The following is a 19673-nucleotide window of genomic DNA, read 5'->3' as shown; positions in this document are numbered from 1 at the left end:
ATCGCCCTCCCCCTTCTGCTGTGCGGCGCCACCCGGAGGGCGACCGTGCCACTTTACGGTGTCCGTATCCCGCCCATGAGGGCGCTCCGGCCCACAAAGACGCCGGGATCGCCCCTCGGGTTGCCCCGACGGGGGGTGCGCGATGATGGAGAAGTCGTCTCTTCTCGTTCTCGTGGCGTCCCTGTGGCGTCCCGCTCCCGGAAAGGTCTCCCATGGCACCGCGCATCCTGCTGGCCCGGCACGGACAGACGGAGTGGTCACTGTCCGGCAAGCACACCGGCAGGACCGACGTGCCGCTGCTGGAGGAGGGCCGGCGGGGAGCCAAGCTGCTCGGCGAGCGACTGCACCGGGCCCCGCTGGACGGACTGCCGGGGGTGGAGGTGCGCACCAGCCCGCTGGCACGCGCGCGTGAGACGTGCGAACTGGCCGGTTTCGGTGACCGGGCCACCGTCTGGGACACGCTCGTGGAGTGGGACTACGGCGCCTACGAGGGCATGACGCCGGCCGAGATCCAGGCGGTGCGGCCGGGGTGGCTGATCTGGCGGGACGGGGTGCCGGAGGGGGAGGGCATCGCCGACGTGACCGCGCGCGCGGACGAGGTGGTGGCCTGGGCCCGGTCGGCCGACCGGGACGTCATGGTCTTCGCCCACGGCCACATCCTGCGCTCCATAGGCGCCCGCTGGCTGAGCCTGCCGCTGGACTTCGCCGCGCGGATCCGCCTCAACCCGACCTCGCTGTCGGTGCTGGGCTGGGCGTACGGGGAGCCGGCGATCGAGAGCTGGAACGACCTGGGGCACCTGGCGCTCTGACGGCCTTCAGACCCGCCCCGTCCTCGGCATGGAGGCGTGCCGGTCCAGGAACTCCGACACCCCCGACGCCCGCCGGTGCGGCAGCAGCACCCGCGCCGTACCGGCCAGCATGGTCTGGATGCGGGAGGACTGAACCTGGTCCAGAAGGGACAGCACGCGCAGGCCCGCGGCCGCGGCCTCGTCCGGCCGTCCCTCGCGGGCGAGGTCGTCGGCCAACTCGGCGGTGTACAGCGCGATGTTCCGGGTGAAGTGAGGGTCCTGCAGCTCGGCCGCGCGATACGCGTGCCGGGACGCCCGCCGCCAGTCGCCCAGCGTCGACCAGCACTGCGCCTCCAGACCCTCCAGCTCGGCCTCGCCGTAGAAGCTCATCCATTCCGGGTCGGCGTCCGAGCGGCCCCGGGCGAAGAGAGCCTGGGCCCGGACGAGTGCCTGCTCGCAGCCGGTGCGGTCGGCGAGCCCCGCCCAGCCGCCGGCCTCGCGCAGCGCGAGCAGGGACATCAGGCGCGCCGAACCCAGCGGGGCGGCCGCGCGCTGGGCGGCCTGCGCCGCGCGCACCGCCTCGCGGGGGCGGCCGGTGTCCCGCGCCAGGAACGCGGTGTTGCAGAAGGCGTGCGCCTCCAGCGCCGGGTCCCCGGTCATCCGGGCCGTGGCCAGCGCCTCCGCGTAGTGCGAGCGGGCGTCGTCGAAGCGGCCGGAGTCGTGCGCCAGCCAGCCCACGGAGATGGCGAGTTCACCGGCGCCCGAGTGCAGCCGTTCGGCGGTGGTCTGCCGGGTCGCGCCGGCGTCCAGCAGCGCGTAGGCCGCGCGCAAGGGCGCCGCCGCGCGCCGGTAGAGGCCGTCCGCGCCGTGCCGGTCGTCGAGCAGCCGGATCCGGCGGACGGCCTCCTCCAGGGCGAGCGCCTCCGGGGTTCCGGGCCGGCGAGCGGTCCGGACCGCGGCCGCGGCGTCCGTGGTGAGCCCCAGCGGGCTCAGCGTGGCGGCGGCGACCGTGGCGCCTCCGCCGGTCATGAATGCGCGACGCAGCACGTCGCTCTCCTCGTGGTTCAGATGGTCTTTCGCGTACGGCTCTGGCGCACCGCACGGGCCCTGCGTCTCATACGGTTCGACAGCCCCCCGCGACTCACCGGGCGGCTGCGCGGCACGGGGTCCCCCGGGCGCCTCCGCCGCCGTACGCGCTGTGCGGCCGCGTACGGCCGAACGCGGCGAGAAGCCGAGGTCGGTGAGCGTGCGGCCGGGGAACATATGCAGGAACACCCGTTCGTAGGCGTAGTTCGGGCAGCGGATCTCGCCCGCCTCGACCCTTCCGACGTAACGCGCGTCACAGCTCACCCGCTCACCGATCTCGCGCGCGGCGCGTCGTACGAGCGCCGCGAACTCGGCGGGTGAACGCGTGCCGCGCAGTCGCCGGAAGGCGAGGTTCGGCCGTGCAGGCCGTTCGGGCTGTGACGAGGTCTCGGTTGACGACGCCATGGCCGGGTCCTCTCGTGCGAACCGTCGAACCATGCCGGTGCCGGGGCGGATTCGGGACGAGTCGTCCGAGTGACGCCCTGGTTCCGGCGGGCATGAACGTACCTGCTGTGAACGACCCGCCACGCTGCGTTTGGCTACAAACCGGATATCTCATCCCCGATCTGCCATGAAGTGCCATCCTTTGCGGCGCACGTGGACCGTAGCCGTTGACGCGCTCGCGCGTTGGACTACATGGACCGCAACAGGGCTGTGTGGTGGAGGCCGGCATGGAGACCAGGGAGTCCAGCCAGAGCAACGAACCTTGTACGTCGCCGTCGTCGGCCGAGGGGGGTGCGTCGGCCTGCGACCTCGTGACGGTACCGGCCCGGCAGGGCTTCGAGGCGGTCGACATCCTGCGGCGCGGCGCCGGTGAGGCGGTGGGTCCGGTGCTGCACGACGGCGGCTGCGCCACGCTCGGCTTCCTGGTTCCGGCGGGCACGGCGGCCGGCTGGGACGTGCCGGGCAGCACCTGCACGAAGACCGACGGGCGCGGACTCAGACTGAACCCCGGGCCGCCGGTGGAGGGCTCCGACTGGCTGCTGCCGCCCGGCGAGGCCGACCTCGCCACCGACCCGGTGGTACTGCGCCGGGCCCTCGGGGAGGCGGCCCGGATGATCGAGGCGGCCGACGGCTGCCAGTGAGGCGGCCCGGGGCCGCCGCCCGAGCCGACCGCCGCTGATGCGGCGAGCGCCCCGACGGGCTGCGAAGATGGTCGGATGGGCAGGTCCAGGAATGCACGGCGCAGGTCGGCGGCCGTCGAAGCCGTCGTGGAGGCGGTCGACGGCGGGCTCGCACAGCTCGTGCCCGACCCCGACCGAGGCCGCGCCTGGACGCTGCTGATCGACGGCGCGCCCCAGTCGCACGTCGACCTGGACGACCCGGCGTATCTCTCCTTCGAGTACCAGCGCCGCCTCGGCCACGTCATCGACCTCGTCGCCCCGCCCGGCAAGCCCGTACACGTCGTGCACCTCGGCGGCGGCGCCTTCACCCTCGCCCGCTACACCGCCGCCACCCGGCCCCGCTCCACCCAGCAGGTCGTCGAGCGCGACGCGAGCCTCGTCCAACTGGTCCGCCGCGAGCTGCCCTTGGATCCGAACGCCCGGATCCGGGTGCGGTCGGTGGACGCCCGCGCCGGCCTCGCCAAGGTGCCGGACGGCTGGGCGGACCTGGTCATCGCGGACGTCTTCAGCGGCGCCCGCACCCCGGCCCACCTCACCTCCATCGAGTTCCTGGACGAGGTCCGCCGCGCCCTGAAACCGTCCGGGGTCTACGCCGCCAACCTCGCCGACGGCCCGCCGCTCGCCCATCTGCGCGGCCAGATCGCCACCGCCGCCGCCCGGTTCACCGAACTCGCGCTGATCGCCGACCCGGCCGTGCTGCGCGGCAAGCGCTTCGGCAACGCCGTCCTGGTCGCCTCCGACGCCCCGCTCCCGCTGCCCGAACTCACCCGCCGCGCGGCCTCCGACCCGCACCCGGGCCGGGTCGAACACGGCAAGCCGCTCACGGACTTCACCGGCGGCGCGGCCCCCGTGACGGACACCGCGGCCGTGGCCTCCCCGGCGCCGCCGCCGTCGGTGTTCCGCTGACCCGGCTCCTCCCGGGCGCGGGGCTCAGTAGTTCCCGATGTCCACATGGGGCGGCCCGTCGTGCCAGGTGCACATCACCGACACCCGGTCCGTGCCCCTGCTGAACTCCACCCGGATCCAGGTCTCGGTCTTCCACACCTGCATCGACCAGCCGGTCCCCGGCGTCGCCGAGACGAGCGTGGCACTGGACGGGCCCAGGTCGAACACGGCCCGGCCGCCGTCGGTGTCGTAGGACTTGACCCGGCCGGACGCGGACGACGACGAGGAGGGTGTGGGGGAAGGGCCCGGTGTCCGCTTCGGGGTGGGAGTCGGGGCCGGCGGCCTGGCCGACGGGCTGGTGGCCGGGGAGGGCCGGTGCGTCGGCGAGTTCAGGGACTTCGAGCCCTGGGTCGTCGCGTCGGCGGCCGTGATCGGCAGGGCGCGTGGCGGGTCGTACGCCGTCCCGGCCATCACCGTGTGCACACCCCACCACGACAGCGTGACCGCCGCTCCCGTCGCGAGCAGCCACGCCAGTACGTGTACGAGTCCTCTGCGCATCGCGGCCCATACTGCCCCAGGGGGCCGCCGCGCGCACATGCCCCGAGTTGTCCACAGGCGCCCGCCCGGTGTGGGCCGCATGGCGTACGGTGCGGCGCATGGCAAGTGTGCTCGTGGTCGAGGACGACCAGTTCGTACGCTCGGCGCTCATCCGGCACCTGACCGAGGCCGCACACACCGTGCGCAGCGTCGGTACGGCACTGGAGGCGCTGCGCGAGGTCGCCCATTTCCGTTTCGACGTGGTCATCCTGGACCTCGGACTGCCGGACCTGGACGGCTCCGAGGCGCTGAAGATGCTGCGCGGCATCACGGACGTCCCCGTGATCATCGCCACCGCCCGGGACGACGAGACGGAGACCGTCCGGCTGCTCAACGCCGGCGCGGACGACTACCTGACCAAGCCGTTCTCCGTGGAGCACCTCTCCGCGCGGATCGCGGCCGTGCTGCGCCGGGCCCGGTCGGGGGGCGGCGAGGCCCCGCCGTCCAGCGTCCTGCGGGTCGGCGGCCTGACCGTCGACCCGCTGCGCCGTCAGGCGGAACTGGACGGCGTCCGCCTCGACCTGACCCGCCGGGAGTTCGACCTGCTCGCCTTCCTGGCCGGCCGTCCCGGGGTGGTCGTCCCGCGCCGCGAACTCCTCGCCGAGGTCTGGCAGCAGTCCTACGGTGACGACCAGACCATCGACGTCCATCTGTCCTGGCTGCGCCGCAAACTGGGGGAGACGGCCGCCCGGCCCCGCTATCTGCACACGCTCCGGGGAGTCGGTGTGAAGCTCGAACCCCCCACGGAACCGACTCCGGACGGGGAGCCGGTGCGATGAGGTGGGCCCTGGTCAAGGTCTGCCTGGCGGTCACCACGATGGTCGTGGTCGCCTTCGCCGTCCCGCTCGGCCTGGTCGTCAAGGAGATGGCCCGCGACCGGGCGTTCTCCAACGCCGAGCGGGAGGCCGCCGCCGTCGCGCCCGCGCTGTCCATCACCACCGACCGGGACAAACTGGAGCGGGTCGTGGCCTCGGCCGGCGCCGACTCCGGGATGGCCGTGCATCTGCCCGCCGGCGGCGGCCGGTCCGCGCTGGACCTCGGCCGGCAGCGCGCCGCCGACCGCGACATCCAGGCCGTACGGAGACTGGGCCGGGCCTCCACCACGTCCGTCGCCGGTGGATCGACCCTGCTGCAGCCGGTCGCGCTCGGCTCCGGCGACATCGCGGTCGTCGAGGTGTACGTCCCCGAGTCCGAGGTGACCAACGGCGTCGGCACGGCCTGGACGGTGCTCGCGGCCGTCGGCCTCGCGCTGATCGTCGGCTCGGTCGCCGTCGCCGACCGGCTCGGGGTGCGCATGGTGCGGCCCGCCCAGCGGCTGGTCCAGGGCGCGCACGAACTGGGCGAGGGCAAGCTGGGCGCCCGGGTGCCGGAGGACGGGCCCACCGAACTCCGCCTCGCCGCGGTCGCCTTCAACTCCATGGCCGACCAGGTCGTCCAACTCCTCGCGAACGAAAGAGAGCTGGCGGCCGACCTCTCGCACCGCCTGCGCACACCACTGACCGTGCTGCGGCTCAACGCGGCCTCCCTGGGCGGCGGGCCGGCCGCCGAGCAGACCCGGGCCGCCGTCGCCCAGTTGGAGGGCGAGGTCGACACCATCATCCGTACGGCCCGGGAGGCGAAGCCGCAGACGGCCGCGCCCGGCCCCGGCGCCGGGTGCGACGCGGCCGAAGTGGTGCGTGAGCGCATGGAGTTCTGGTCCGCGCTCGCCGAGGACGAGGGCCGTAAGTGGCGGGTGGCCGGCATCGAGCGGCCGGTGCGCGTACCCGTGGCCCGCGCCGATCTGGCCGCCGCGCTCGACGCCCTGCTCGGCAATGTGTTCCGGCACACCGCCGAGGGCACGGCCTTCGCGGTCGACGTGCACAACGGCGAGGACGCGGTGATCGTGCTGATCTCCGACGCCGGCCCCGGCATACCCGACCCGGACGCGGCGATGGCCCGGGGCCGCGGCTCGGGGACCGCCGGCTCGACCGGCCTCGGCCTCGACATCGTGCGCCGGCTCGCCGAGTCCACCGGCGGGGACGTCCGGATCGGCTCCTCCGTGCTGGGCGGCGCCGAGGTGCGGATCTGGTTCCAGCTGGACGGGCGCAAGCCGGCCGGCCGGGGGCACCGGGTGCGAAGACACCGATCGCGCAAACCGGTCGCGACTGGTCTCGACCATTAATCGTCCCCGATCCCATCCTTAAGCGAACCCTAAGGTCTGCAACCGCCGCCCCGATCGAGCGGTTCGCCCGATTCCGGATCGCTAGCGTGCTGCCGCACCCCACCCCCCCCGTGAACAGCGAAGGCAGGCACGCGCATGACCACGCACCGGCGCAGGATCAGTGGCAGGAACAAGGCGATCGGCGGTCTGGTGGCCGCGGCCGTGGTCGGCGGCGGCGCCCTCCTGCTCACCGGCACCGCCAACGCGGCCGGTGTGAACGCCGCGTACACCAAGACCAGCGACTGGTCGACCGGCTACACCGCGCAGTACGTCGTCACCAACAACAGCGGCCAGACCGAGAAGACCTGGACCCTGGAGTTCGACCTCCCGGCGGGCGCCAAGCTCAGCTCGCTGTGGAACGGCGAGTCCAGCGTCAGCGGTTCGCATGTCACCGTGAAGCCCGCGAAGTGGGACACCGAGGGCCTCGCCCGCGGGAAGTCGGTGACGGTCGGCTTCGTGGTCGACGGCAAGGGCGACCCGACGGGCTGTCGTATCGACGACTCCCAGTGCTCCGCGGACGCCGGCGCCACGCCGGAGCCGAGCGGCCGCCCCACCCAGTCCCCGACCCCGACCGCGACCCCGACCAAGACCGCCACGCCCACCCCGACCAGGACGGCCACCCCGACCCCGACCGCCTCCCGGACCACCGGCAGCGGCACCACCGCCTCCGCCGGCTTCGCCCCGTACGTCGACACCTCCCTCTACCCGGCCTTCGACCTGGTCGGCGCGGCCGACGCGACCGGCGTGAAGAACTACAACCTCGCGTTCCTCACAGACGGCGGCGGCTGCACCCCCAAGTGGGGCGGTGTGACCGACCTGACCAGCGACGCCGTCGCCGCGCAGATCGGCTCCCTGCGCGCCAAGGGCGGTGACGTCCGGGTCTCCTTCGGCGGTGCCTCCGGCTCCGAACTGGCCACCACCTGCTCCTCGGCGGACGCGCTGGCGGCGGCGTACGGCAAGGCGGTCGACGCGTTCAAGCTGACCAAGGTCGACTTCGACGTCGAGGGCGGCGCGCTGCCCAACACCGCGGCCAACACCCGCCGCGCCCAGGCCATCGCCAAGCTCCAGGCCCAGCACCCCGGCCTGGACGTCTCCTTCACCCTCCCGGTGATGCCGGAGGGCCTGACCCAGGACGGCGTGAACCTCCTCTCCAACGCCAAGTCCAACGGCGTGAGGATCTCCACCGTCAACATCATGGCGATGGACTACGGCGCCTCGTACAACGGCGACATGGGCGACTACGCCCAGCAGGCCGCCACGGCCACCCAGGCCCAGGTCAAGAGCGTCCTCGGCCTGTCCGACTCCGCCGCCTGGAAGACGGTCGCGGTCACCCCGATGATCGGCGTCAACGACGTCTCCTCCGAGATCTTCAAGGTGGACGACGCCACCCAGCTGGTGAACTTCGCCAAGTCCAAGGGCCTCGGCGGCCTGTCGATGTGGTCCGCCGCCCGCGACAAGCAGTGCGCAGGCGGCGCGAAGAACTCCGCCGACCCCACCTGCAGCTCGATCGTCCAGGACAAGTTCGCCTTCTCGAAGGCGTTCGGCGCCTTCAACTGACCCTGCGGACCGTGCGCTGACGTCAGGACCGGGCCTGGCATAGGCCAAGGGCACATTCACCCATACGACTGAACCCGCCCCGGAACCGCCGTCGCCGCGTCGGACACGTCGCCTACGTTCCGTCGCATGGTCAGCTCAGCGCACGAGGCGATGCACCAGATCTTCCGGGAGGACCCGGGGCTCTTCGCCCGGGCCCTCCCCAGGGCGGGCATCCCCTTCCCCGCGCCCACGGCGATCCAGCTCATGGACACGGATCTCACCGAGATCAGACCGCTCGCGCGCCGTGTGGACACGCTGTTACGGGTCGAGACGGCCGAGGACGGCGGTTTCCTGCTGGCCGTGGAGGCCCAGGGCAAGCCGGACCCGGACAAGCCGGGCAGCTGGACCTACTACTTGGCGCACCTGTACGCCAAGTACCAGCTGCCTTTGGTCCTGCTGGTGGTCTGCCGGGACAAGGCGACCGCGACTGGGCGGCGGAACCCGTCCGCGTCGGCCTGCCCGGCCACACCGGCATCGCGGTCTTCCCTCTCGTCCTGGGTCCGGGCAACGTGCCCGCGGTCACCGACCCGGACGAGGCGGCGGAGGACCTCGCCCTCGCCGTCTTCTCCGCGCTCGCGCACGCCAAGGATCCGGGCCTGCCTGCGATACCGGACGCGCTGGCGGAGGCGGTGGCCGACACCGGCGGCGAGACCGCGAAGCGCTGGGCGGAATTCACCGAAGTCGGCCTGGGCGACACCCCGGCCCGTGCACTGTGGAGGCGACTCATGGCCACGTACACTCCCCGCTTCCCCGGCAGCGGCACCATCATCGAGGAAGCCATCAACGAGGGCCTTGCGAAGGGTCTTGCCGAAGCCCGAGCCGAAGGCCGTGCCAAGGGCCGTGTCGAGGGGCGTGCCGAAGGCCGTGCCAAGGCCCGTGCCGAGGACATTCTCCGCATCCTCGATGTGCGAGGCGTCGAGATCTCCGAAGCCGATCGGGATCGCGTCATGTGCTGCGAGGACCTGGACACCCTGGGCATCTGGTTCGACCGGGCGCTCTCCGCCACGAGCGGCGAGGAACTGTTCGCGGGGACGTGACAGCCGCCGACTCCGCCACCGCGTAGCCCCCCGAGACGCGGCCCGCCCCCCCACGGCGGGCCGCGCCTGGCTGTCAGGCCGCCGGCTCCACCCCCGGCAGCGTCCCCGTACGAGCCGCCTCCCCGTACCACAGCGCGCTCGACTTCGGCGTCCGCTTCAGCGTCGCGTAGTCCACGTACACCGCGCCGAACCGCTTCCCGTAGCCGTACGCCCACTCGAAGTTGTCCATCAGGGACCACAGGTAGTAGCCGCGGACATCGGCGCCGTCGGTGATCGCGCGGCGGACCTCGGAGAGGTGGCCGTGCAGGTAGGCGATCCGCTCGGGGTCGTGGACGCGGCCGTCGGGGTCGGGCTTGTCGTCGTAGGCGGCGCCGTTCTCCGTGACGTACAGCGGCAGACCGGGCGCCTCGCGCGTGTACCGGAGAAGCAGGTCGTACAGACCCGTCGGATCGATCGTCCAGCCCATCTCCGTGCGCTCGCCCGGCGTCTGGTGGAAGAGCACGTCGTCGGCGCCCGGCCAGGGGGAGTGGTCGCTGGCGCCGTGGCCGTCCGCCCGCGGGACCTTGACCTCGCCGGACGCGGCGGACACCAGGGCCGGGGTGTAGTAGTTCAGGCCCAGCGCGTCCAGCGGGACGTTGATCGCGCGGGTGTCGCCGTCGAGGACGTACGACCAGTCGGTGATCGAGGCCGTGGCCTCCAGCAGCGACGAGGGGTACGCCCCGTGCAGCATCGGGCCGTGGAAGATCCCGTTGGCCAGGTCGTCGATCCGGCGGGCCGCGTCCAGGTCGGCCGGGTCCTGCGAAAGCGGCCGTACCACCGAGGAGTTGAGGCTGATCGCGATCTCGTTGCGGGCCGGCATCACCGAGCGCAGGGCGGAAGCCGCGAGACCGTGCGCCAGGTTGAGGTGGTGGGCGGCGCGCAACGAGGCCGCCGGGTCGGTGCGGCCGGGGGCGTGCACACCGGAGCCGTAGCCCAGGAAGGCGCTGCACCAGGGCTCGTTGAGGGTGATCCACTGCTCCACCCGGTCGCCCAGCGCCTCGCCGACCAGGCCCGCGTACTCGGCGAACCGGAGCGCGGTGTCCCGCTGCGGCCAGCCGCCCGCGTCCTCCAGCTCCTGCGGCAGGTCCCAGTGGTAGAGGGTGAGCGCCGGTTTGATGCCCTTCGCCAGCAGCTCGTCCACCAGGCGGCGGTAGAAGTCCAGGCCGCGCTGAACCGCGGGGCCCCGGCCGGTGGGCTGCACCCGGGACCAGGAGACCGAGAAGCGGTACGCGGTCAGGCCCAGCTCCGCCATCAGCGCCACGTCGTCGCGGTAGCGGTGGTAGTGGTCGACGGCGATGTCACCGGTCTCGCCGCCGGCCGTCTTGCCCGGCGTATGGCTGAAGGTGTCCCAGATCGAGGGGGTGCGGCCGTCCTCCCGCACCGCCCCCTCGATCTGGTACGCCGAGGTCGCGGCGCCCCAGAGGAAGGCGGGAGGAAAGGTCACGGACGTAACGGGTTCAGGCATGGAAGCGCTCCCATTGGAGGTCGGAGGAGACCTGGGGTGGTCGGAGGGGGAGGGGAGAAGGGGGCCGGGACGGCGGTGGCCCGGCCCCTGCGAAGGAGGCGTCAGCCTTTGATCGCGCCCTGCATGATCCCGCCCACGATCTGCTTGCCGAACAGGACGAAGGCGATCAGCAGCGGCAGCGTGCCCAGCAGCGCACCCGCCATGATCACGGCCTGGTCCGGGACGTACCCGGTGCCGAGCGAGTTCAGGGCCACCTGCACGGTCGGGTTCTGCTGGTTCAGGGCGATGATCGGCCACAGGAAGTCGTTCCAGGCGAACACGAACGTCAGCAGGCCGAGGACGGCCATGGCCGGACGCGCCGCCGGGAAGACCACGTGCCAGACGATCCGGATGCTGCTCGCCCCGTCCACCCGGGCGGCCTCGATCAGCTCCGTCGGCAGCGCCTGCACCAGGTACTGCCGCATGAAGAACGTGCCGAAGGCGGTGACGAGACTGGGCAGGATCACCGTCTGCAGCTGGTTGGACCAGCCGAGGTCCGACATCCACAGATACAGCGGTACGACGGCCAGCTGCGGCGGGATCATCATCGTGCCGATGGTCAGCAGGAGCAGAAGGCTGGAGAAGCGGAACCGCAGTTTGGCGAAGGCGAAGCCGGCCAGGGTGGAGAACAGCACCGTGCTCACCGTGATCGTGCCCGCCACGATCACCGAGTTGAACATCGCGGTGCCGAGCCCCGCCTGGTCCCAGGCGGTCTGCAGGTTCGTGAACAGGTTGCCGCCGAACCACAGCGGCGGCGGGGTCTCGGCCAGCCGCCGGTCGGTGCGGGACGCGGCGATCGCCGTCCACACCAGCGGGGCGAGGGAGACCAGCGCGAAGACGGTGAGCACGACGTACGTCACCGGGCCCGCGTGCAGCTGCTTGCCCGCGCCCATCACCCGGCGACGCCCGGCCTTCGGGGCCTTCGTCACGGGCAGGGTCAGTTCACTCGTCGTCATTGGGACTTCCTCAGCCGTCGGGTGAGCAGCAGGTTGACCGCGGCGACGATCAGCAGGATCAGGAACATCGACCAGGCGATCGCGGACGCCTTGCCGAGGTTGCCGATGATCCAGCCCTGGTCGTACATGTACAGGCCGAGCGTCTGGTACTGGTGCGAGGAACCGCCCTTGGACCCGCTGACCCCGCCGAACAGCAGAACCTCACCGAAGAGCTGTGTCGCGCCGATGGTGGAGACCACGATCGTGAACAGGATCGTGGGCCGCAGCTGCGGGATGGTCACATGCCGGAACTGCTGCCAGCGGTTGGCGCCGTCGATCGCCGCCGACTCGTACAGATCGGCCGGGATCGCCTGCATGGCGGCGAGGTAGATCAGCGCGTTGTAACCCGTCCACCGCCAGATCACGATCGACGACACCGCGAACTGCGAACCCCAGTCGGATTCGCGCCAGTTGACGGGGTTCACCCCGAAGAAGTGCAGGATCCAGTTGACCATGCCGCCGTCCCACGAGTACAGCAGCGTGAACACCAGGGTCGCCGCGGCCACCGAGGTGGCGTACGGGGTCAGCATCACCACACGCCAGACGGTGGAGCCCCGCAGCCGGTAGTTCAGCAGATGTGCGAGCCCGAGCGCGGCGAGCAGCTGCGGCACGGTGGAGATGACACCGATGGTCAGGGTGTTCTTCAGGGCGTTCCAGAAGAAGTCCGAGGACCACAGGTTCTTGTAGTTGTCCAGGCCCGCCCAGGTCTGGTGGTCGAGGGACGACAGCTGCACGTCGTGCAGCGAGTACCAGGCCGTGTAGAGCAGCGGGACCAGCGTGAACGCCCCGAACAGGACGAAGAACGGGGACACGAACGCGTACGGCGACGCCTTCATGTCCCAGCGGTACAGCCGGCTGCGCCAGGAGTCGGCGCCCGCCGGCGTACCGCGACCGTGAGCGCCCCGCGCCGCGCCCGGCGGAGTGCCGGGCGCGGCGTCGGCGCTCGACGCGGGGTGCGCGAGAGCCTGCTTGGGGCTGGTCACTGGCCGAGCACGTCCTTGATCTCCTTGGACGCCGCGTCCCAGCCCTGGGACGCCGACTTGCCCTTCTGCTCGACCTGGAGGATGCCGATGTCGGTGATCGCGGAGTTGATCGGCTGGTCCTTGACGCCGAAGTACTGCGTCGGGATCGTCTTCGCCGAGTCGGAGAAGATCTGGGTGAGCGGCGCGTCGGAGAAGTACGCCGTGGTGTCAGCGGCCGGCTTCAGGCTCGCGTAGGCCGACGGGGTCGACGGGAAGCTCGCCTGCTTGGCGAAGACCTTGGCCTGCTGCTCGGGCGCGGTCAGCCACTTGGCCAGGGCGACGGCCTCCTTCTGGTGCTTGGTCGCGGTCGGCACGCCGAGGAAGGAACCGCCCCAGTTGGCCGCGGTGGGCGCCGCCGCCACGTCCCACTTGCCCTTGCCGGAGTCACCGGACTTCTGCTCGATGTAGCCGATCATCCACGCCGGGCAGGCGACGGTGGCGAAGGTGCCGTTGGCGTAGCCCTGGTCCCAGGTCGGGTCGAACTGCTTCAGCTTCGCCGACATGTCGCTGGTGGCGACGTCCATGGCGACGTTCCAGGCCTTCTTCACGCCGTCGGACTTGTCCCAGACGACGTTGCCGTCCTTGTCGTAGTACCGCTCGTCACCGCCGCCGAGGGCCGCGTTGTAGACGGAGGCCGCGGAGTCCACGAACTTGGTGCCCTTGGGCGCCTTCTGCATGTACTGCTTGCCGACGGCGACGTACTTGGACCAGTCGCCCTTCCACATGTCGGCGAGCTTGGCGCGGTCGGTGGGCAGGCCCGCCTTCTGGAACAGGTCCTTGCGGTAGCAGATGGCCATCGGCCCGATGTCGGTCCCGAGCCCGATGAGCTTGCCGTCCTTGGTGGTGGCCTGGGCGTTCTTCCAGTCCAGCCACTGGGACTCGTCGACCTCCTTGCCGAGATCGACGAACTTGGCCGCCTGCGTCTGCACGGCCTCGGTGATGTTGCCGACCTCGATGGCCTGGATGTCGTCGGTGCCGGAGCCGGCCTGGAGGCGGGTGAGTACCTTCGGCCAGTAGACGTCGGTGCGGGTGGTGACGTTCTCCTTGATGTTGATGTCCGGGTGCAGCTTCATGTATTCGTCGTAGAGGCCGGCCTGCTTGTAGCCGAAGACGCCGAAGGTGCCGATGGTCAGCGTGATCTTGCCTTTGCCACTGCCGTTTCCGCCGCCGCCGGAGCCGTCCGACGACTTGTCGTCCGAGTCCTTGGCGCAGCCTGCCAGCAGCCCCGTGGTCAAGGCGGCGACGGCCGCGAGGGCCATCAGCCGCTGGGACCGGCGGATGCTCGTGCGCATTGCGTCCTCCTGTTGCCTGACGTGCCGACCCCCCGGCCAACTGCATGAATCGGGCCCGTTCGTACTCGCTGCGGCTCGGGCGGGGAACGTGCGGGATGTGTAGGTGCCAGGTAGTGTGGGAGCGCTCCCACGAGTGATGTGTTGAAGAGTCGCCGGTCGGCGGCGGGGTGTCAAGGGAACGGACAGCGGTAACTGCGTTCAGTTATCCGAGTGTTAACTGGGTGAAGCCGGGGGCGCCGGCAGGCGGTATCCAGCCTGCCTGGCGTGCGCGGGTGAGGCCGACGGCCGATGAGCCGGGGTCTGGGGGCGGTGGCCCCACGACGGCCACTGCGGCGAACGGTGCTGTTACATTCGGCCAGCACAGAGGACGCGGCGAGAAAGGCGGAGCTCATGGCAAGCCACGGAGCGCGGGGCCGCGGCGGGGGGCGGCCCACGCTCGAGGAGGTCGCCGCCCGGGCCGGGGTCGGCCGGGGCACGGTGTCGCGGGTGATCAACGGCTCGCCCAGGGTCAGCGACGCCACCCGCGCCGCGGTGGAGGCGGCGGTCGCCGAGCTCGGCTACGTCCCCAACACCGCCGCCCGCGCCCTCGCCGCCAACCGCACCGACGCCATCGCGCTGGTGGTGCCCGAGCCGGAGACCCGCTTCTTCGCGGAGCCGTACTTCTCCGACATGCTGCGCGGGGTCGGCTCCGAACTCTCCGACACCGAGATGCAGTTGCTGCTGATCTTCGCGGGCAGCGACCGCGAGCGCCGGCGCCTCGCCCAGTACCTGGCGGCGCACCGGGTGGACGGCGTCCTGCTGGTCTCGGTCCACGCCGACGACCCCCTGCCCGATCTGCTGGCTCAGCTGGAGATCCCGGCCGTGATCAGCGGCCCCCGCTCAGCCGGGGAGACGCTCACCTCGGTGGACTCGGACAACTACGGCGGCGCCCGCTCGGCCGTGGAGCACCTGCTCTCCCGCGGCCGCACCCGCATCGCGCACATCACCGGCCGCCTCGACGTCTACGGCGCCCAGCGCCGCGTCGACGGCTACCGAGACGCCCTGCGCGACGCGGGCCGGGAGGTGGACGAACTCCTCGTGGAACTGGGGGACTTCACCGAGGAGGGCGGCCGCCGGGCCATGTCCCTGCTCCTCGACCGCCGCCCCGACCTGGACGCGGTGTTCGCCGGCTCGGACGTGATGGCGGCCGGCGCCCGGCAGGTGCTGCGCGAGGCGGGCCGCCGCATCCCGGACGACGTGGCCCTCGTCGGCTACGACGACTCCGCCATCGCCCGCCACATGGACCCGCCGCTGACCAGTGTCCGCCAGCCCATCGAGGAGATGGGCCGCGCGATGATCGACCTCCTCCTCACGGAGATCGCCGACCGCCGCCCACCTGTTTCCCGGGGACTGGAGCGGCGGCACGCGGTACTGGCGACGGAACTGGTGGCGCGGGCGTCGTCGTAGCACCGGCCGGGCCCGGTCCGCCGGGCCGCGACCCGTGAAGCCGACCGGGGCCCACCCGCACACCGTCCCGGTCAGTGGACGAAGGACTCGGGCCCGAAACGCCCCCACGCCACAAAGGCGGCCAGGACGACGTAGATCATGTCCACCGCCATGAGCGTGACCTCGTGCCGCCGGAGTCGGGTGATCGCCGCACCCACCATGAGGAGCGCCAGGCCGAGCGCGGCCAACGGCACCAGAACCGGCGCGATGTCGAGCGCCGCGGGCAGGACCAGCCCCACCGCGGCCAGCACCTCCAGGGCTCCGATGGCCTTGACGCCGCCCGCACTGAAATCGTTCACCCACTGTGCACTGGGCCCGAAGGCGGCGATCTTCTCCTTCGCCACGATCACCTTGCCGCCACCGCTGAGCAGGTAGGCGACGGCGAGCAGTCCGGTCACGATCCACAGCGCGAGGTTCATCTGCTGTCTCCTTGTTCCTGTCGTTCGCTGTCGCCCCTCTGAGACAGGGCACCCCGGGCGCCTGTGACAGCCGGCGGCCTCGGATACGCTGCTGGACGTCCTGCGGATGTTCGAAGGGGGAGTCCGTGGCGGTGACAGGGGTCGAAGCGGACGCGGAGCGATACCGGTCGTTGCTGTTCTCCCTCGCCTACGGGATGACCGGATCGGTGGGCGATGCCGAGGACCTCGTGCAGGACACCTTCCTCGGTCTGACCCGGGCGCGCCGGGCCGGCACCCCGGTCGCGAACCTGAAGGCGTACCTGACGACTTCGGTGACGCGACGGGGCATCAACTACCTGGGCTCGGCGCGGGTACGCCGGGAGACCTACGTCGGCGACTGGCTGCCCGAGCCCGTCGTGGTGGCCGCCGACAGGCCCGGGCCCGCGGAGCACGCCGAGCTCTCCGACTCGCTGTCGATGGCGTTCCTCGTGCTGCTGGAAGCCCTGTCCCCGGTCGAGCGCGCGGTGTTCATGCTGCGCGAGGCCTTCGAGTACGGCTACCCGGAGGTGGCCCGGATCACCGGCAAGTCCGAGGCGAACTGCCGGCAGATCTTCGCCCGTGCCAGGAAGCGCATCGCCCCCGACGGACAGCCGGCCGGCACCCCGCCGCCCCCGGTGCGGCGGGCGGAGGGCGAGGAGCTCGCCCGTAGGTTCTTCGAAGCCGCGGAGGGCGGCGACATGGACGCGCTGCTCGGCATGCTCGCGCCGGACGTGGTGTTCCAGGGCGACGGCGGCGGCAAGGCGCGGGCGCTCGCCAGGTCGGTGACCGACCCGCGGTACGTCGCACAACTGCTGGTGGGCGGCTTCCGCCGGGTCCGGACCCTCGGCGCCTCGATACGGGCGGCGTGGATCAACGGCCGGCCGGGCGCCGTGACGTACGACGCCGAAGGGCGCGTGGCCAGTGTGGTCGAGCTCGACATCGCCGACGGCGCGGTCCGGGCGATCCACGCCGTGTCCAACCCAGACAAGCTTGGTCACCTCGGCCCGGTGTCCGACATCGGACGGCTGCCGGAGAGACGCCCCGCCGGTCACTGACGCCCGGCGTCCCGGGGCGGTGGAAACGAAACAGCCGGTGACCCGTCTCGCGACGGAGTCACCGGCTGATCGGTGAGGGTGAGTGACGGGACTCGAACCCGCGACATCCTGGACCACAACCAGGTGCTCTACCAGCTGAGCTACACCCACCACGACCGGCGGTGGAACTTGTCGTTTCCCCGACCGGCCGAGAAGAAGTCTACAGGGTCCGAAGGGGTGCTCGCGCACAGGTTTTCGCGCGGGCCTCCCAGCGGACCCCGAAAGGGCGCAGGTGTGTCCTTACCGCGCCGGCACGACGTGCTTGGCGGCGATCGCCTTCGCGGTGTCGGAGTCCGGGCCGGGCTGCGGGACGAAGACGGCCTCGCGGTAGTAGCGCAGCTCGGCGATCGACTCGCGGATGTCGGCGAGGGCCCGGTGGTTGCCGTTCTTCTCCGGGCTGTTGAAGTACGCCCTCGGATACCAGCGGCGGGCCAGCTCCTTGATGGAGGACACGTCGACGATCCGGTAGTGGAGGTAGTCCTCCAGGGTCGGCATGTCCCGCAGCAGGAAGCCGCGGTCGGTGCCGACGGAGTTGCCGCACAGCGGGGCCTTGCCGGGCTCCTTCACGTACTCCTTCACATAGGCGAGGACCCGCTCCTCGGCGTCCTGAAGGGTCGTGCCGTTCGGGAGCTCCGCGAGCAGCCCGGACGCGGTGTGCATCTGACGCACCACCTCCGGCATCGTCTCCAGCGCCTGGTCCGGCGGGCGGATGACGATGTCCACCCCCTCGCCGAGTACGTTCAGCTCGGAGTCGGTGACGAGGGCGGCCACCTCGATGAGCGCGTCGTCGGACAGCGAGAGGCCGGTCATCTCGCAGTCGATCCACACCATGCGATCGTTCATGCGTCCACCCTAAAGCGGACCTGAGCTTTTGTGGCTCCCCGTGCTGATGCCGGCCTCTGCCGGGCTCGGCGGAAAAAGGGGGCGAGCAGGTGCTCGCCCCCTTTTTCTCAGCTACCGCTCCGCGGCCCCGGCAGCAGGCCCACCACGCCCGCCGCCGTGCGGCGGCTCTGCATCGGCACCCCGTTGTCCCGGTCCGGGTGCAGCACGGGCGCGTGGCCCATCGGTCCCGGGCCCGCGAGGCCCGTGCCCGGCCCCGGCTGGCCGGACGGCGGCAGCGGCGGCTCCGTGTCGGCCGGCCTCTCGCCCTGCGGCCTGCGGGCCCGGTAGGCGGCCCGGTAGGCGGCGGGGGACGAGCCGAGCTGGCGGCGGAAGTGCCCGCGCAGCGCGACGGGGGAGCGGAAGCCGCAGCGGCCCGCCACCTCGTCCACGGAGTAGTCCGACGTCTCCAGCAGGCGCTGGGCCTGCAGCACACGCTGTGTGATCAGCCACTGCAGCGGCGCGCTGCCGGTCAGCGAGCGGAACCGGCGGTCGAACGTACGGCGGCTCATATAGGCGCGTGCCGCCAGGGTCTCCACGTCGAACTGCTCGTGGAGGTGTTCCAGCGCCCAGGCGACGACCTCGGCGAGCGGGTCGGCGCCGATCTCCTCCGGTAAAGACCGGTCGAGGTAGCGCTCCTGACCGCCGCTGCGGCGCGGCGGGACCACCAGGCGGCGGGCCAGCGCGCCGGCCGCCTCGTTGCCGTGGTCCGTCCGCACGATGTGGAGACAGAGATCGATTCCGGCCGCCGTCCCCGCCGATGTCAGGACGTCGCCGTCGTCCACGAAGAGCTCTCGTGGATCGACGTGCACCGACGGATAGCGCTTGGCCAGCGTCGGCGCGTACATCCAGTGGGTCGTCGCCGGGCGGCCGTCCAGCAGGCCCGCCGCCGCGAGGACGAAGGCTCCGGTGCACAGCCCGACTATGCGGGCACCCTCCTCGTGCGCCCGGCGCAGCGCGTCGAGCGCCTCCTCCGGTGGCGGCGCGGTGATCGACCGCCAGGCCGGTACGACGACCGTCCCGGCGCGGGAGATCGCCTCCAGTCCATGCGGTGCGCTGAGTTCCAGGCCCCCTGTGGTCCGCAGCGGGCCCTCCTCGCCGGCGCACACCAGCAGTCGGTAGCGCGGCACGCCGGCGTCCTGGCGGTCGATCCCGAACACCGACAGCGGTATGGAACTCTCGAAGATGGGGCCGCCGCTGAACAGCAGCACCGCGACGATCTCCTTGCGGCGTCGCCCGGAGAGTTTCCGGGCCGCGGCATCCGGCGCGGCAGTGGAGTCGTGGCTCATCCTGCTAAGCCCCCCTCGGTGGTCGCGGCTCCTCGGTTGTGTCGCTCCTGCACGTTTCCCCTCGGTCCTGCACGAGTCCCCCGCCGTAAGACAGTCAAGATCGAATCTACTGGGTCCCGCGGTCTGACGGTGACCAGTTCCACACGCCCGAATTGTCGACATGACAACTTGGCGTGAAGCATTCGATCACGAAGCGTTGCACTCGAGGGCCGTGCAGGGAAGTGCGCCTTGTCGCAGTGGCCAAACCGCGTAGGGTGTACAGCCGCCCGTAGACCCTTTCCGTGCAGGTCGAACGGGGGTTGGAGGGTGGTTGGGGCCCCTCTG

General features: G+C 71.7%; 18 protein-coding genes and 1 tRNA gene. 9 read left to right on the top strand and 10 right to left on the bottom strand.

What is annotated here, in order from left to right; genetic code table 11:
* Nucleotides 1-212: 212 nt before the first annotated feature.
* Complete coding sequence (locus ACIBJF_RS04880; protein ID WP_399172259.1) at nt 213-809, top strand: histidine phosphatase family protein; 597 nt, start codon at nt 213-215, stop codon at nt 807-809.
* Nucleotides 810-815: 6 nt separating this feature from the next.
* On the opposite strand, the gene ACIBJF_RS04875 is transcribed toward ACIBJF_RS04880, so the two are convergent.
* Nucleotides 816-2279, bottom strand: coding sequence for a hypothetical protein (locus tag ACIBJF_RS04875; RefSeq protein ID WP_399172258.1), 1464 nt, complete (start codon nt 2277-2279; stop codon nt 816-818).
* Between the two features lie 266 nt (nt 2280-2545).
* Between ACIBJF_RS04875 and ACIBJF_RS04870 the strand changes: the two genes are divergently transcribed.
* Both ACIBJF_RS04870 and ACIBJF_RS04865 read left to right on the top strand, forming a co-directional pair.
* Nucleotides 2546-2959: a hypothetical protein gene (locus ACIBJF_RS04870; protein WP_399172257.1), complete on the top strand. Its 414-nt coding sequence runs from the start codon at nt 2546-2548 to the stop codon at nt 2957-2959.
* 75 nt (nt 2960-3034) lie between these two features.
* Entirely contained in the window at nt 3035-3904 is an 870-nt protein-coding gene (locus ACIBJF_RS04865) for a spermidine synthase (RefSeq protein ID WP_399172256.1), read from the top strand.
* A gap of 24 nt (nt 3905-3928) precedes the next feature.
* Here ACIBJF_RS04865 and ACIBJF_RS04860 read toward each other — a convergent pair whose 3' ends face one another.
* Complete coding sequence (locus ACIBJF_RS04860) at nt 3929-4441, bottom strand: hypothetical protein (RefSeq protein WP_399172255.1); 513 nt, start codon at nt 4439-4441, stop codon at nt 3929-3931.
* Nucleotides 4442-4539: 98 nt separating this feature from the next.
* On the opposite strand from ACIBJF_RS04860, the gene ACIBJF_RS04855 reads away from it, so the two are divergent.
* The 4 genes from ACIBJF_RS04855 to ACIBJF_RS04840 all read left to right on the top strand — a co-directional run bounded on the left by ACIBJF_RS04855 (nt 4540) and on the right by ACIBJF_RS04840 (nt 9313).
* On the top strand, nt 4540-5259 hold the full coding sequence (locus tag ACIBJF_RS04855) for a response regulator transcription factor (RefSeq protein ID WP_399172254.1): 720 nt from the start codon (nt 4540-4542) through the stop codon (nt 5257-5259).
* On the top strand, nt 5256-6641 hold the full coding sequence (locus tag ACIBJF_RS04850) for a sensor histidine kinase (protein ID WP_399172253.1): 1386 nt from the start codon (nt 5256-5258) through the stop codon (nt 6639-6641). Before ACIBJF_RS04855 ends, ACIBJF_RS04850 begins: the two co-directional genes overlap by 4 nt.
* A 135-nt stretch (nt 6642-6776) precedes the next feature.
* Nucleotides 6777-8237: a cellulose binding domain-containing protein gene (locus ACIBJF_RS04845; RefSeq protein ID WP_399172252.1), complete on the top strand. Its 1461-nt coding sequence runs from the start codon at nt 6777-6779 to the stop codon at nt 8235-8237.
* A 548-nt stretch (nt 8238-8785) separates the two neighbouring features.
* Nucleotides 8786-9313, top strand: coding sequence for a hypothetical protein (locus ACIBJF_RS04840; protein WP_399172251.1), 528 nt, complete (start codon nt 8786-8788; stop codon nt 9311-9313).
* 73 nt (nt 9314-9386) lie between these two features.
* Here the strand turns inward: ACIBJF_RS04840 and ACIBJF_RS04835 are convergent, their stop codons facing one another.
* The 4 genes from ACIBJF_RS04835 to ACIBJF_RS04820 all read right to left on the bottom strand — a co-directional run bounded on the left by ACIBJF_RS04835 (nt 9387) and on the right by ACIBJF_RS04820 (nt 14165).
* Nucleotides 9387-10817 carry a GH1 family beta-glucosidase gene (locus ACIBJF_RS04835; RefSeq protein WP_399172250.1) on the bottom strand — a complete coding sequence of 477 codons (1431 nt, stop codon included), beginning with the start codon at nt 10815-10817 and terminating at the stop codon, nt 9387-9389.
* 101 nt (nt 10818-10918) lie between these two features.
* Nucleotides 10919-11812, bottom strand: a complete 894-nt coding sequence (locus ACIBJF_RS04830) for a carbohydrate ABC transporter permease (RefSeq protein WP_356309570.1) — start codon at nt 11810-11812, stop codon at nt 10919-10921.
* Nucleotides 11809-12834, bottom strand: coding sequence for a carbohydrate ABC transporter permease (locus tag ACIBJF_RS04825; protein ID WP_399172248.1), 1026 nt, complete (start codon nt 12832-12834; stop codon nt 11809-11811). The genes ACIBJF_RS04830 and ACIBJF_RS04825 overlap by 4 nt, the downstream gene beginning before the upstream one ends.
* Nucleotides 12831-14165, bottom strand: coding sequence for an ABC transporter substrate-binding protein (locus ACIBJF_RS04820; protein ID WP_399172247.1), 1335 nt, complete (start codon nt 14163-14165; stop codon nt 12831-12833). Before ACIBJF_RS04820 ends, ACIBJF_RS04825 begins: the two co-directional genes overlap by 4 nt.
* 390 nt (nt 14166-14555) lie before the next feature.
* Between ACIBJF_RS04820 and ACIBJF_RS04815 the strand changes: the two genes are divergently transcribed.
* The gene (locus tag ACIBJF_RS04815; protein WP_399172246.1) at nt 14556-15611 is read left to right on the top strand and encodes a LacI family DNA-binding transcriptional regulator; all 1056 of its coding nucleotides are present in this window, start codon (nt 14556-14558) and stop codon (nt 15609-15611) included.
* A gap of 71 nt (nt 15612-15682) precedes the next feature.
* On the opposite strand, the gene ACIBJF_RS04810 is transcribed toward ACIBJF_RS04815, so the two are convergent.
* Nucleotides 15683-16069 (bottom strand): DoxX family protein, encoded by a 387-nt coding sequence (locus ACIBJF_RS04810; RefSeq protein ID WP_399172245.1) that lies wholly within the window; start codon nt 16067-16069, stop codon nt 15683-15685.
* 131 nt (nt 16070-16200) lie between these two features.
* On the opposite strand from ACIBJF_RS04810, the gene sigJ reads away from it, so the two are divergent.
* Nucleotides 16201-17142: an RNA polymerase sigma factor SigJ gene (gene sigJ, locus ACIBJF_RS04805; protein ID WP_399172463.1), complete on the top strand. Its 942-nt coding sequence runs from the start codon at nt 16201-16203 to the stop codon at nt 17140-17142.
* 77 nt (nt 17143-17219) lie between these two features.
* On the opposite strand, the gene ACIBJF_RS04800 is transcribed toward sigJ, so the two are convergent.
* From ACIBJF_RS04800 to ACIBJF_RS04790, 3 genes are all read right to left on the bottom strand, one after another.
* Nucleotides 17220-17292, bottom strand: a tRNA-His gene (locus ACIBJF_RS04800).
* 129 nt (nt 17293-17421) lie between these two features.
* Nucleotides 17422-18024, bottom strand: a complete 603-nt coding sequence (orn, locus tag ACIBJF_RS04795; protein ID WP_351808649.1) for an oligoribonuclease — start codon at nt 18022-18024, stop codon at nt 17422-17424.
* Nucleotides 18025-18131: 107 nt separating this feature from the next.
* Nucleotides 18132-19349 (bottom strand): helix-turn-helix domain-containing protein, encoded by a 1218-nt coding sequence (locus ACIBJF_RS04790; protein WP_399172244.1) that lies wholly within the window; start codon nt 19347-19349, stop codon nt 18132-18134.
* Nucleotides 19350-19673 lie beyond the last annotated feature (324 nt).

The organism is Streptomyces sp. NPDC050743, assembly GCF_044456925.1.
Taxonomy (GTDB): domain Bacteria; phylum Actinomycetota; class Actinomycetes; order Streptomycetales; family Streptomycetaceae; genus Streptomyces.
The sequence above is the reverse complement of the archived record's forward strand: the minus strand, read 5'-3'. Positions and strand labels throughout refer to the sequence as shown.